This window comes from Flavobacterium sp. PL002 (genome assembly GCF_054165825.1).
The window spans coordinates 2815047-2828413 of the sequence record NZ_CM135110.1; the positions used below are offsets into that span (position 1 = coordinate 2815047).

General features: G+C 32.1%; 12 protein-coding genes. 6 read left to right on the forward strand and 6 right to left on the reverse strand.

What is annotated here, in order from left to right; all coding sequences use genetic code 11:
- Positions 1 to 95: 95 nt before the first annotated feature.
- Positions 96 to 674 carry a non-canonical purine NTP diphosphatase gene (locus ACVEGE_RS12320; RefSeq protein ID WP_192500357.1) on the reverse strand — a complete coding sequence of 193 codons (579 nt, stop codon included), beginning with the start codon at positions 672 to 674 and terminating at the stop codon, positions 96 to 98.
- Between the two features lie 64 nt (positions 675 to 738).
- Positions 739 to 2247 (reverse strand): FMN-binding glutamate synthase family protein, encoded by a 1509-nt coding sequence (locus ACVEGE_RS12325; protein WP_192500358.1) that lies wholly within the window; start codon positions 2245 to 2247, stop codon positions 739 to 741.
- 547 nt (positions 2248 to 2794) lie between these two features.
- On the opposite strand from ACVEGE_RS12325, the gene ACVEGE_RS12330 reads away from it, so the two are divergent.
- Positions 2795 to 3280, forward strand: a complete 486-nt coding sequence (locus ACVEGE_RS12330; protein WP_192500359.1) for a response regulator — start codon at positions 2795 to 2797, stop codon at positions 3278 to 3280.
- Here the strand turns inward: ACVEGE_RS12330 and ACVEGE_RS12335 are convergent.
- Positions 3277 to 4080, reverse strand: a complete 804-nt coding sequence (locus ACVEGE_RS12335) for an NYN domain-containing protein (protein WP_192500360.1) — start codon at positions 4078 to 4080, stop codon at positions 3277 to 3279. The two genes, ACVEGE_RS12330 and ACVEGE_RS12335, sit on opposite strands and share 4 nt — an antisense overlap.
- Before the next feature lie 152 nt (positions 4081 to 4232).
- Positions 4233 to 4553, reverse strand: coding sequence for a low molecular weight protein tyrosine phosphatase family protein (locus tag ACVEGE_RS12340; RefSeq protein WP_192500361.1), 321 nt, complete (start codon positions 4551 to 4553; stop codon positions 4233 to 4235).
- 479 nt (positions 4554 to 5032) lie between these two features.
- Between ACVEGE_RS12340 and ACVEGE_RS12345 the strand changes: the two genes are divergently transcribed.
- Positions 5033 to 6295, forward strand: coding sequence for an aminotransferase class I/II-fold pyridoxal phosphate-dependent enzyme (locus ACVEGE_RS12345; RefSeq protein ID WP_192500362.1), 1263 nt, complete (start codon positions 5033 to 5035; stop codon positions 6293 to 6295).
- Between the two features lie 120 nt (positions 6296 to 6415).
- Positions 6416 to 6892 carry a hypothetical protein gene (locus tag ACVEGE_RS12350; RefSeq protein WP_192500363.1) on the forward strand — a complete coding sequence of 159 codons (477 nt, stop codon included), beginning with the start codon at positions 6416 to 6418 and terminating at the stop codon, positions 6890 to 6892.
- 85 nt (positions 6893 to 6977) lie between these two features.
- Here the strand turns inward: ACVEGE_RS12350 and ACVEGE_RS12355 are convergent, their stop codons facing one another.
- Both ACVEGE_RS12355 and ACVEGE_RS12360 read right to left on the reverse strand, forming a co-directional pair.
- Complete coding sequence (locus ACVEGE_RS12355; protein ID WP_192500364.1) at positions 6978 to 8099, reverse strand: GTP cyclohydrolase; 1122 nt, start codon at positions 8097 to 8099, stop codon at positions 6978 to 6980.
- An 8-nt stretch (positions 8100 to 8107) separates the two neighbouring features.
- Positions 8108 to 9115 (reverse strand): transporter, encoded by a 1008-nt coding sequence (locus tag ACVEGE_RS12360; RefSeq protein ID WP_173853249.1) that lies wholly within the window; start codon positions 9113 to 9115, stop codon positions 8108 to 8110.
- A 121-nt stretch (positions 9116 to 9236) separates the two neighbouring features.
- Between ACVEGE_RS12360 and ACVEGE_RS12365 the strand changes: the two genes are divergently transcribed.
- Genes ACVEGE_RS12365 through ACVEGE_RS12375 form a run of 3 tightly spaced genes read left to right on the forward strand, consistent with a single transcriptional unit; the run spans position 9237 to position 13337 of the window.
- On the forward strand, positions 9237 to 9518 hold the full coding sequence (locus tag ACVEGE_RS12365; RefSeq protein ID WP_173853248.1) for a DUF4834 family protein: 282 nt from the start codon (positions 9237 to 9239) through the stop codon (positions 9516 to 9518).
- Positions 9519 to 9564: 46 nt separating this feature from the next.
- A complete protein-coding gene (locus tag ACVEGE_RS12370; RefSeq protein ID WP_192500365.1) occupies positions 9565 to 11985 on the forward strand; it encodes a YfhO family protein in 2421 nt (806 codons plus the stop codon).
- Positions 11986 to 12044: 59 nt separating this feature from the next.
- A complete protein-coding gene (locus ACVEGE_RS12375) occupies positions 12045 to 13337 on the forward strand; it encodes a glycosyltransferase family 4 protein (RefSeq protein WP_192500366.1) in 1293 nt (430 codons plus the stop codon).
- Positions 13338 to 13367 lie beyond the last annotated feature (30 nt).

Sequence of the window (13367 nt, forward strand, 5' to 3'; positions counted from 1 at the left end):
TTGTGAAATTATCGATAGTTTATTTTTTTGTTTTCAACAACAAAACAGGTCTCGATTTAACAAATTTTGAACTAAAAATGTTTCTTTAGGAACAGTTATTTGTCGTTTTTAAAAAAACCTATTAATTTTTGTACGGCAATACCTCTGTGACTTATTTTGTTTTTTGTTTCAATTGGTAATTCGGCAAAGGTTTGATTGTAACCAAGTGGTTGAAAAATAGGATCATAACCAAAACCTTTGTCTCCTGATTTATTGGTTGTAATACTTCCTCTAGCGATGCCAGTAAATAAATGTTGTTCTCCTTTGTAATTTAATGTAATTACGGTTTTAAATTGTGCTTGTCTGTCGTTTTTTGTGGCTAATCCTGTTAAGACCTTATTCATATTGTCTTCGGAGCTGCGTTGTTCTCCTGCGTATCTCGCCGAATAGACACCTGGTTCCCCATTGAGCGCTATTACTTCCAGACCTGTATCGTCAGCAAAACAGTCGTAACCGTATTTTTGAGTAACATAGTTTGCTTTTAAAATTGCGTTTCCTTCAATTGTAGCTGCGGTTTCTGGAATTTCTTCATGGCAACCGATGTCTTCTAAGCTCATTAACTGAATCGTTTCTGGTAATAATTGCTGAATTTCTTGTATCTTATTTTTGTTATTTGAAGCAAAAACTATTTTCATTTTGTATTTTTTAGAATAATACTCCTTAATATATAATTAGAAGAAATATTTTGATTATTTCAGTTTAAAGTCTAGAAACATTGGTTAAGTTGTCTGGGAAGTAAAGGTCTGATAAGTTAGTAAACTCATCTCCACGCATAAAAACGCTGATATCAACTTCATTATAGCTTGATTTTCCGGCTGCTGCCAAAAGTTCGTTAGCCGAATGTAAGGTGTTTTTATGAAAATAATATACTCGATCAGATTTATCAGTTACTACCAGTCCTTTCATTAGCATTTTGTCTTGGGTTGCCACTCCTGTGGGGCAACTGTTATTATTACATCTCAAGGCTTGGATGCATCCTAGGGAGAACATGAATCCTCTAGCACTATTACAAATATCAGCTCCCATGGCTATAGCTCTTAAAATAGAATAGCCTGAAATTATTTTACCGCTAGAAATTACACGAATTTTATCTCTTATGTTCAAATTAATTAATGTTTTGTTTACAAAAATTAACGCAGGTTCAAAAGGCATTCCTACACCATCAGAAAATTCTAGTGGAGCTGCACCTGTACCACCTTCTGCACCATCTACTGTGATAAAATCTGGGTAACAATTTTGGTTAATCATCTCTTGGCAGATTAATTCAAATTCACTGGTTTTACCAATGCAAAGTTTAAAACCAATCGGTTTTCCATTAGATAATTCACGTAGTTGTGCTATGAATTTAATTAATCCAGGCGCGTCACTAAAAGCGGTGTGACTTGGAGGGGATAATATAGTTGTGTGTGGTTCTACACCACGTATTTTTGCTATTTGTTCCGTATTTTTACTAGCGGGTAAAACACCTCCATGCCCAGGTTTTGCTCCTTGTGATAATTTAATTTCGATCATTTTTACCGAAGGATTATTCGACTTATCAGAGAATTTAGCGGCATCAAAATTCCCTTCGGCATTTCGGCATCCAAAGTAACCCGTTCCTATTTGCCAAGTAATGTCTCCTCCTTGTAAATGGAATTCAGTTAATCCTCCTTCTCCAGTATTGTGATAAAATCCTCCTTTTTTTGCTCCAATATTTAATGCTTTAATGGCATTTTCGCTCAATGAACCAAAGCTCATTGCTGAGATATTCAATAATGAAGCAGAATAGGGTTGTTTGCAATCAGGTCCTCCCACAATAATACGTGGCAATTCCTCATTTACTTTTGCTGGAAAAATAGAATGTTTTATTCCTTCGTAATTTGATTGATTGATGTTTAATTGTGTCCCAAAAGGAGTTGTAGCATCAATATTTTTTGCTCTTTGGTATACGATAGTGCGTTCGTTTCTAGAAAATGGTTTTCCGTCTGTGGTTCTTTCAATAAAATATTGCTGGATTTCTGGAGCAATCATCTCAAATAAATACCTGAAATAACCTAAAACAGGAAAATTTCTTAAAATAGCGTGCTTGTGTTGCGTAGTGTTTATTACTCCAATGAATAAAAGAAGAGCTAGAATTATGGTTAGAAAGAAAGCGTGTTGAAAAAATATATTTATGAGTACGCTAATTATTAAAGCTATAATTCCAAAAGTAAAAAATTTGTTTCTCATCTTGTTTATTTTGTTTTTAATGTAATTACTAATTTGATTTACAAAGAGTTAATACTTAATTTAGTGTATTTTAAACACTATTTGTATAAAGCCAATTAGCACTAGGTTAGTTATGTGAATTTTTACCAAGAAAATAGGAACTGTAAAAATACAAATCAAAAGTAAATATTTAATAAAGATAGTGATGTTATTAGTTTTTATTAATTCATATTCTCAATTTATCTTTAATTTAGAAAGATTTACTAGCGCAGTATCACTACACAATTATACGACAATTGTTGATAGGATAGTGTGATTTAAATATTGACTACGTGAAAACTCATTATAATGCTTTAGCTTCTTTTGTTTTAGTTGTATTGTTTTTATAACATGTAGTTTGAATTTTAGTTTTCTGTGGAATTATTTTTGCTACTAGAAATTTGAAATCCAGTAGAAGGTTTCAAAAGGTAAAAGAATGTATATTTGATTTTTTAAAAAATAATAGTAATAAAAAACAAGCTTTAATTTAATGAGTTAGGGATTTATGTTAAAAAAAAAGTAAATAAATATGCAAGAAATAAATATAAAGATGGATAATGAAGCAGTTGTTGATTGTGGTGTTGAGAAGAGGCAGATAAATACAACTAACAATATTTTACCTGATGTTTATGACTTAGGCGGAAAAACAATTTTAGTGGTTGAAGACAACTCGATTAATCAAATGGTGATTAAAATGATAACTAAGAAATGGTTGAATACAACGGTTATTTATGCCAATAATGGTCAAGAAGGTATTGAAGTTATTAAAACAAATAAAATTGATATTGTTTTGATGGACTTGCAAATGCCAGTCATGGATGGTTATGGTGCAACTCAAGCAATACGTAGCGGTGCTGCAGGTTTAGAGAATGTAGCTATCCCAATTATTGCAGTCACTGCTGATGTTATGGAAGTGACAAAAAAACAAATTGAGCAAATAGGAATGAATAATTATATATCCAAACCTATTAAGAAGCAAGAGTTGTATGAAATGGTAAAAGAATTGGTTTTTTAATTAAAACGCAACCTTACATAAACGTGTTTTATCCCTTTTTTATCAGAATCTCTTTCGTCAATTTCTAAAATATCAGTTAGGGATTTAAGCATAGGAGTTAATTTAGCAAAACCGTAATTTCTAGGGTCAAATTCGGGTTTTTTCTTTACAATTAAGTTTCCTACATCACCTAGGAATGCCCAGCCACTATCATCAGCAATATCGTCAATGGAGTCTTCAATAAGATCTATTGTAGGTTCGTCGATTTTATTCAATGGTTTTGTAATATTTTTTTCTACAACTTTGCCAGTGGTTTTACCTACAGTTTTCTTGTTCTCAGTGTTTGAATTTCTTTTAGGTGCATTTTTCTTAATAGCGCCGTCTAAAACTTCAATAAATACAAATCTATCACAAGCGCTTATAAATGGTTTGGGTGTTTTTTGTTCTCCAATTCCAATTACTTTCATACCTGATTCACGCAAACGAATGGCTAAACGTGTAAAATCACTATCACTGGAAACAATACAAAAACCATCTAGCTTACCTGAATATAACAAATCCATTGCGTCAATAATCAAAGCAGAATCCGAAGAGTTTTTTCCAGAGGTGTAACTGTATTGTTGGATAGGAGTAATGGCATGTTCTAATAAAACCCCTTTCCATCCATTAGCGTTAGGACGCGTCCAGTCTGCGTAAATACGTTTGGTGGTAGGAGTTCCGTATTTGGTAATTTCCTCCATCATTCCTTTTACATTGCTATAAGGTACGTTGTCTGCGTCAATTAAGACTGCTAATTTTAGTTCTCGGGTATTTTGTGACATATAATTGTTTGCATTGTGTGATTTTTCAAAGATACAGCAATATTTTATTGATTGAAAATTTTGTTTTGCAAAGCTTTTTTAAGTTTGATTATTGCTAGGAATGAAATAATATTGATTGCTGCTCTAATTGTTGTGGGTTAATCTTGGTTAGGTTATAAATAAGGTGAAACGGATATTTTTATTTCTTCGATGAGTTCCTTGTCCATGAATTTATAATTGTCTTGAATTTCTAAAATTAGGATAGTAGTGTTTTCTGTTTCTACAGGGAAATTTTGTAGTAGTTTTTGCTTGTGGTGTTTTTCCATAACAAAAATTTGATCAGCCCAAGTGATTAATTTAGAGTTGATTTTAATACGAGCGGAATTTTCGGTACCAGCCGATTTAACGCAAAAGTCAGCGCTGTTTTTATAAATAGTTTCGGCGGTTAAGCTTCTCCATTTATTTCTACTGCATACAAATAATATGTTTTTCAAATTGTTTAGTTTAAGGTTTTGACGGCTTTTTAGTTTTATATATTGTTAAAAACAAGAATTATATATAGGAATATTTGTAGTTTTTTGTTTAGGATTTACTTCTTACTAAAGTAAATTAGTATTTATTGCAAAGATATCTTTTACTTTATTTAGAGATTAAATAAAAGTGTTTTGCATTTGTTGTTTTGTATTTAAAACGTACATAGTTAGTAAAAGTAGACAAGTTTGTATTACTTTTGGTTGGTTGTAATGCGTTATTTAAAGTTTTTTCTTTCTTTTAGGAATTAATTATTTGGAGTTGTACAGAACTCTTAGCCTTGATAGGAACGGCATCCTTTTACTTTTTTTTTATAAAAGTAAAAGATATAGTGGATAGCAGGAATAGCTACGAAAAAATAATTTTAATTTCAAGACCTTTATAAAATATAAATAATTATTTTTGCAACCTCTTAAAATTAAAATTATTACTTAAATATATTATGGTAAAGGATTTATTCGAAAGAATTCAAAACAATAAAGGACCGTTAGGAAAATGGGCTTCACAAGCTGAAGGGTATTTTGTTTTTCCAAAACTAGAAGGAGAATTAGGTCCTAGAATGAAATTTCAAGGAAAAGACGTTTTGAACTGGAGTTTGAATGACTATTTAGGATTAGCGAATCACCCAGAGGTGAGAAAAGCCGATGCTGATGCGGCATTAAAATATGGTGCGGCTGCCCCAATGGGAGCACGTATGATGAGTGGTCACACTAAATACCATGAACAATTAGAGAATGAGTTAGCTGCTTTTGTAATGAAAGAATCGGCATATTTATTGAATTTTGGTTACCAAGGAATGGTGTCTATTATTGATGCTTTGGTTACAAGAAATGATGTAATTGTATATGATGTTGATGGTCACGCATGTATTATTGACGGAGTTCGTTTACACAGCGGAAAACGTTTTACATACAGGCATAATGACATTGAAAGCATGGAGAAAAACCTGCAACGTGCTACTAAAATTGCTGAAGTTACTGGAGGAGGAATCCTTTTTATTACGGAAGGTGTTTTTGGAATGCGCGGTCAACAAGGAAAGTTGAAAGAGATTGTAGCTTTGAAAAAGAAATACAATTTTCGTTTATTAGTTGATGATGCACACGGTTTTGGTACACTTGGTAAAACAGGAGCTGGAGCAGGTGAGGAGCAAGGTGTTCAAGACGAAATTGATGTTTATTTTTCTACTTTTGCTAAGTCAATGGCTAACATTGGTGCATTTGTAGCTGCTGATAAAGATATTATTGACTATTTGAAATATAACTTACGTTCTCAAATGTTTGCAAAATCATTGCCTATGATTCAAACTATAGGTTCATTGAAACGTTTAGAGTTACTGCGTAACCACCCAGAATTGAAAGATAAGCTTTGGGAAAATGTGAATGCATTACAAAGCGGTTTAAGAAATAAAGGGTTTAATATAGGTGATACAAATACTTGTGTTACTCCAGTGTATCTTGAAGGAAGTGTACCTGAAGCAATGGTGATGGTGAATGACTTGAGAGAGAATTACGGTATTTTCTTATCAATTGTGATTTATCCTGTTATTCCAAAAGGAATGATTTTATTACGAGTTATCCCTACTGCTTCTCATACACTATCTGATATTGATGAGACATTAATAGCGTTTGAAGCTATTCGTGAGAAATTAGAAAACGGTACTTATAAAGAGATTGCTTCTACAACTAAAGTTGACTTAGACGCTTAAATATTCTACTTTTTAAATTCTCTTTATGGGAATGTTATAACAAAAACCATTCATTGTATGAATGGTTTTTTGTGTTTATGGCTAAATTTACCTTTATATTAACCATAAATAATAGCAACTATGAAAAAGGCATATTTATTTTCGACCATTATAATAGTAGCTTTGTCTACTGCTTGTAAGAACAATCAAAAAGAGGCTATGAGTGTTCCTCAATTACAAGTTGAAGCGCCACTGGAAACTACCGCTAAAGAATGCTATCAAGCTGTAATTGAAAAGGATACCATCACGCTAACGGTTGATGTTAATAAGGTTAATCAATTTGAAGGGGAGTTGGATTATTCTTATTATCAAAAAGACAAAAGCTTTGGTACGCTTTTAGGAAATGTAGCAGGCGATACTATTTTTGCTGATTATACTTTTCAGTCTGAAGGGAAAACAGCTGTAAGAGAACTGGTTTTTCTTAAAAAAGATGCTAATACTTATTTAGAAGGCTATGGTGAAATTATAGAAACTAACGGGAAAATGACGTTTAAAGATAAAAGCAAAATTAAATTTGACGGAAATGTTGTTTACAATAAAATTGATTGTAAAGAATAATTTTCAGTAAAATAATAAAAAGAAAAGATCCATTAATTTATACTAATGGATCTTTTTTATGGTTTAAAATTAAACTGATTTTAGTCTAATTTAGCTCTTTTTTAAATGTTTTTCTTCGACAAATAATTTTTGGGTCAAAGTTTTTCCATATTGCATGAATGGCATGATTATCGGCTAATTCAGGTGTTCTAATGCAGTTTTCTATTCCTTTCTCTGTAAAAGTAGTATGGTATTCTTTAAAGATTATTGCGTGAGCTCCTTTACTCTGGTAATCAGGATGCACTCCAATAAGGTAAAAACAAACGTCTTTGCTGTTTTTTCTGGCATTTAATAAATGGTAGAATCCAAAAGGGAAAAGTTTACCATTTGCTTTTTGTAATGCTTTAGAAAAACTAGGCATTACGATGGCAAAAGCAACTAAATTCTGGTCCTTGTCTTCTACAAATTTGATGTACTCAGGATTGATGAAACTAATGTATTTTTTCTTGAAATATTCTTTTTGAACATTAGTAATGGGTACAAAAGAGGACAAGCTTGCGTAAGAGGCATTGAATAAATCAAACATCTTATCTACGTAAGGCATTACGTCTTTTGTTTTCTTGAAATTTAACGGTTTAAGTTGGTACCTTCTTTTAATTATTTCTTGCGCTTTATCAAATTTTTCAAGTTTTACATTACTAAAAGGAAATTTACTTTCGATATATTCCTTTTCGGTTACGTAGCCCAGTTTTTCAAAATGAGTAGCATAATAAGGAGGATTGTACCAAGTTATCATGGTTCCTAATTGGTCAAACCCTTCAGTAAGTACTCCAACTTTATCTAAGTTAGAAAAACCCATTGGACCTTCTACATGTTCCAAGTTGTTTTTACGTCCTAATTCATAAACTTTATCAAGTAATGCTTTAGTTACTTCGATATCATCAATAACGTCAAACCATCCAAAGCGGACTTTCTTTTTTTGTTGATCATTTACTTCGTTCCAGTTGATGATTGCAGTAATTCTACCCACTATTTCATCATTTCTATAGGCGATGTAAAAATAAGCCTCGGCATTTTCAAAAGCAGGGTTTTTTGTTTTATCAAATGATTCTAATTCATCAGCAATAATAGGTGGTACCCAGAATTCATTGTCTTTATATAACGAAAAAGGGAATTTTATGAATGTCGTTAATTCCTTTTTTGTTTTCGCTTCCTTAATTGTAATCATGGTATTTATTATATTTTGACCTCGGTTTCTTTTTTATTTTTTTTGTTTTTCTTTTTGGCTTTCTTTAATTTATCAACGGCTTTGTCTTGTTTTTTATCTTTCTTTTTACCGCTATCAAGACGTACAATAACATCTTTATGATTTGCGTCGTAACGCCAAGAAAAACCAATTCCGCCATAAACAACAGAAGGCGTGTTTTTTAAACTTGAACTTAGTGACGCATCAACTTGCATGTCGTCACTCAGTAAATAAGCCGCCCCACCACGTACAATTGCATCGCTGTAAAGGTCACTTTTAAAACCTTGATTTTCTACAAATCCAGACCATTTTTTATTAATTCCTTTCGTTAGAGTTAGTACATAACCATAACTAGGATAATCAGTAGTGACATAATCAGCAATAAAGTTAGTTACAAATACCCAACTTCCGTTACCTAAATGATTTTGGGTAATCAACATGATTTTTGGCGAAAGCCCACCTTTTAAATTACTAGTGTAGGGATTTTTGTTTGAGTAGGCGTAAGGGTTATTGCTTGAAGTAATGTTAGCTCCTGCAAATACTGATACAGCAGGAATAAATTGACGCCATTTAAAACTGTGATTGGCTTTCCAGCTGTAGATGTTTGCTTTTTCTTTATAGTTTTTAAAAGGGTCGTAGATTAAATATTTAGCTCCAAGAATGGTTTGTTTTAATGCCGATCTATTGGTGTTAAAAAACGGTGCGCTAACTTGCTCGTTTTGATATTGTAAAGTAGCAATTACCTCTAAGTTTTCCTTGAATACACCCCATCTCACGGTTGCGTCTAAGCCAAAACCATTTGCATCATAATCTAATAAATCATGGTGTTGTTTTATACCATAAATACCTACTTCTGCTTGGATAACTGATTTTCCTACTGCGTAAGCTGACATCGTTTCTCCAGGTCGGTTAGAATTGATGATATCAGTGTGCTGTGCATATTGTACTGATGGTAAAATTAGTAGTGCAAGAAGGTGTTTTAATTTAAGTTTTGCCATGTGTTTTTTAAGGTTAAAAGTGATATTGCTTTTCAAATGTACTATATTTTATTATTTATTTAAGAATGATAGTTTAATTTTGAACTTTGGATTTGTTAAATTTGTAAAAAAAAAAGTGATTATGCAAACTGCTTCGTTTTATGGTTTTATAAGAACCTTATTCTATATCATAGCTTTCTACTATATTTTTAAGTTTTTGGCTAAGTTATTTCTACCTCTTTTGTTAAAAAAAGTAGTGCAAAAAGCGGAAACTAATTTTAAACAACAACATCAAAATACTCAGGACAATTCTTGGAATAAATCTCAAGCTGAGCAGGAGGTTTTTTATAAGCCACCTACGTCTAAAAATTATAAAGAAACCAAAAAAGTAGGTGACTATGTAGATTACGAAGAAATAGATTAAATTTGCCGTAGTTTACATATTAATACTCTTAAAAAACGCTTTAAAATTGAAAATATTAAATAAGTTTTACCCGCACGCACTGGCAGTTTTAGGTTTTGTAATCATTTCTTTAATTTATTTTTATCCTGTTCTACAAGGTAAACAGATTTTTCAGTCGGATATTGTTCAATATACAGGTATGGCTAAAGAGCAAAATGACTTTAGAGCATCTGATCATGTAGAGCCTTATTGGACAAATAGTTCTTTTGGAGGAATGCCTACCTACCAATTAGGGGCTAAATACCCTCATGATTACGTGGGAGCAATTGATGATGCATTGCGATTTTTACCTCGTCCTGCTGATTATTTATTTCTTTATTTTCTAGGTTTTTATGGTTTGCTTTTAGTATTAAAAATAGATCCTTTGAAAGCCTTTTTTGGTGCTTTGGCTTTTGGTTTTTCTACTTATATGATTATAATTTTAGGAGTAGGACACAATGCAAAAGCACATGCAATTGCTTATATGCCGCTTGTAATTGCAGGTGTTATATTGGTTTTTCAAAAGAAGTATGTACTTGGGGGATTACTAACAATGTTTGCAGCTGCATTAGAAATTAATGCAAACCACTTTCAGATGACCTATTATCTGTTGCTTTTCTTATTATTACTATCAGCTTATTTTATATTTAAAAATGTTAAGGATAAACAATATAAATCACTTTTAAAATCATTTGGTTTTCTTGCTATCGCTGGAATTTTAGCCATTGGTGCTAATGCAACTAGCTTATTAGCAACCGCTGAATATACGGGTTTTAGTATTCGATCAAAAAGTGAATTAACTTACAATCCTGACGGTACAGCCAATACTACAAATAGTGCCATGACCAGAGACTATATTACCGAATATAGTTATGGTGTGATGGAAAGTTTTAATTTGATTGCACCAAGAATTTTTGGTGGTTCTAACAATGAAAATGTAGGGAAAGACAGTGAAATGTATGAACTGATGTTGGGTAAAGGTGTTCCTGAAGCCCAAGCAGCTGATTTTGTTTCTGGCATGCCAACTTATTGGGGCGATCAACCTATTGTTGCAGCTCCAGCATACATTGGTGTGGTAGTTTTCTTCTTAGGGATTTTGGCTTTGTTTATCGATGAAAGAAAAATTAAATATGTTTTCCTTTCTGGAGCGATAGCATCATTGTTACTATCGTGGGGGAAAAACTTCCCAGCATTAACTGATTTTTTTATCGATTACATTCCTATGTACGATAAGTTTAGAGCAGTATCCTCAATACAGGTTATTTTAGAATTATGTTTCCCAGTTCTAGCAGTAATGGGTTTGCAATCTTTTTTTAAACTCGAAAAAGACAAACAATGGAAACCTTTATGGCAATCTGGCGCAATAGGTTTAGGAATTATCGTTATTTTATTTTTAAGTAAAGGGATGTTTAGCTTTTCAGGATCTAGTGATGGTTATTACATGGAGAGCTATGGGCCAGAATTTGTTGATGCATTAAAAAGTGATAGAAAAAGTTTGTTTAGTGCTGATTTATTGCGTTCTGCTTTCTTTATTTTATTAGTAGCAGGAGTATTGTGGTTGTTTATCAAAAATAAAATTGCCCAAAATACCGCAATTATCTTGGTAGGTTTATTTATGGTATCAGATTTATTTTTTGTGGATAAAAAATATGTTTCTGATAAAGATTTTGTTTCAAGTCGCCAAGTAGAAGTGCCTTTTCAAGAAACCCCGGCTGATAATCAAATTTTGCAAGATACTACTGTTTACAGGGTTTTTGAAGTACAAAACTTGATGGGAGCAAGAACATCTTATTTTCATAAATCAATAGGAGGTTATAGCGCTGTGAGACCTCGTAGAGTACAGCAATTGTTTGATTATCAATTAGCTAAAAACAACTTAGAAGTGCTTAACATGTTGAATGTTAAATACGTAATCCAAAAAGATAAAGAAGGAAAAGATTTTCCCGTAATAAATCCAGATGCAAACGGAAATGCTTGGTTTGTAAGAGATGTTAAGTTGGTTAATAAGGCCAATGATGAGATGAAGCTTTTGAATAAATTTGACACTAAACGTGCCGCTATTTTTAATATTCATCTTTATGGTTATAAATTTAAGAATGCACGTTTAAAAAGAAATTTGGATGACAGCGGAACAATTTCTTTAAAGGTTTATAAACCCAATTATATAAAATACAATTCAACTAATAAAAAAGAAGGTTTAGCCGTTTTTTCTGAGATATATTATGAAGATGGTTGGAATGCTTATGTTGATGGTGTTAAAACATCACACTTTCCGGTAGATTATGTATTGAGAGCAATGATGGTTCCTGCAGGTGAGCATACAATCGAATTTAAATTTGAGCCAGATGTTGTAAAAACAGGAAGTACAATTACATTAATTAGTTCTATAATGATGTTATTACTTTTAGTTGGAGGTATTTATTTCGAAAGAAAAGAAAAAAAAATATAGATCATACTGGATGTTAACCAAGCACAGTAGTGCGTGGTTGACATTATAAATTATCCCAATTGGAACCTGAAAATAAAAAAATTTTAATAATTACCTATTATTGGCCGCCAGCAGGTGGTCCAGGTGTACAACGGTGGTTGAAATTTGTCAAATATTTGCCAGATTTTAATTTCCAACCCATTGTTTACATTCCTGAAAACCCTACTTATCCTATTATAGATAATGATTTGCTGAATCAAGTTTCGGAAAAAGCGATTGTTCTTAAACATAAAATTTTTGAGCCGTATCAGTTGGCTTCTTTTTTTTCGAAAAATAAAACCAAGAAAATAAGCTCAGGAATAATTCCGAATCAGAAGAAACAATCTTTTTTAGACAAAGTTTTTCTCTGGATTCGAGGTAATCTTTTTATTCCAGATGCTCGGGTATTTTGGGTAAAACCATCCGTTGTTTATTTAGAAAAATACATTGTCGATAATAATATTGATACCATTATCACATCAGGACCACCACATAGTTTGCACCTTATTGGACTTAAATTAAAACAAAAAACAGGTGTTAAGTGGTTTGCTGATTTTCGGGATCCATGGACTACCATTGGATACCATAAATCTTTGCGGTTGTCAAAGTATGCAGCTAAAAAACACAAGCAATTAGAAAAGCAAGTAATGAATACTGCCGATGAGATTATTGTAACGAGTAAAACTACAAAAACTGAATTCCAGGCGATTACTACTAAACCAATAACGGTGATTACTAATGGTTATGATGTGGAGCCAGTGATAAGTAAAGCTTTAGATACTAAGTTTTCGCTAGCGCATATTGGGTCTTTTTTATCTGATAGAAATCCAATAATTTTATGGGAGTCTATTCAAGAATTACTTGCAGAAATACCCACTTTTAAAGATGATTTACAAATAAAGTTAATAGGGGCGATCAGTCAGGAAGTATTAACAACGATAGCGCAGTTTGGATTGAATAATTATCTAAATAATCTAGGATATGTTTCCCATTCAGAAGCGATTGAACACCAAAAAAAATCACAAGTTTTATTACTTATCGAAATTGACTCTCGAGATACAAAAAGTATTATTCCTGGAAAATTATTTGAATACATGGTGTCTAACCGACCAATAGTAGCAATAGGACCTAAAGATTCTGATTTTTCCGAAATTATTACACAAACCAATACTGGGGTGTTTTTTGAATACACAGAGAAAGAAAAACTTAAAAAGGTGATTCTAGAATATTACAATCTATTTTTAGAAGGTAAGTTACGGTCTAACGGTGTAGGATTACAACAATATTCTAGAAAAAACTTAACTAAGGAATTGGTTAAACTGCTTAATAAATAACATAAAGAGATATTTATCTCACTCTAATTA

Bases quoted from the DNA above. Each gene is read 5' to 3' on its own strand.
- ACVEGE_RS12360 (WP_173853249.1), bottom strand. From the start codon at position 9,115: ATGGCAAAACTTAAATTAAAACACCTTCTTGCACTACTAATTTTACCA.
- ACVEGE_RS12320 (WP_192500357.1), bottom strand. From the start codon at position 674: ATGAAAATAGTTTTTGCTTCAAATAACAAAAATAAGATACAAGAAATT.
- ACVEGE_RS12335 (WP_192500360.1), bottom strand. From the start codon at position 4,080: ATGTCACAAAATACCCGAGAACTAAAATTAGCAGTCTTAATTGACGCA.
- ACVEGE_RS12355 (WP_192500364.1), bottom strand. From the start codon at position 8,099: ATGATTACAATTAAGGAAGCGAAAACAAAAAAGGAATTAACGACATTC.
- ACVEGE_RS12330 (WP_192500359.1), top strand. From the start codon at position 2,795: ATGCAAGAAATAAATATAAAGATGGATAATGAAGCAGTTGTTGATTGT.
- ACVEGE_RS12350 (WP_192500363.1), top strand. From the start codon at position 6,416: ATGAAAAAGGCATATTTATTTTCGACCATTATAATAGTAGCTTTGTCT.
- ACVEGE_RS12325 (WP_192500358.1), bottom strand. From the start codon at position 2,247: ATGAGAAACAAATTTTTTACTTTTGGAATTATAGCTTTAATAATTAGC.
- ACVEGE_RS12365 (WP_173853248.1), top strand. From the start codon at position 9,237: ATGCAAACTGCTTCGTTTTATGGTTTTATAAGAACCTTATTCTATATC.
- ACVEGE_RS12345 (WP_192500362.1), top strand. From the start codon at position 5,033: ATGGTAAAGGATTTATTCGAAAGAATTCAAAACAATAAAGGACCGTTA.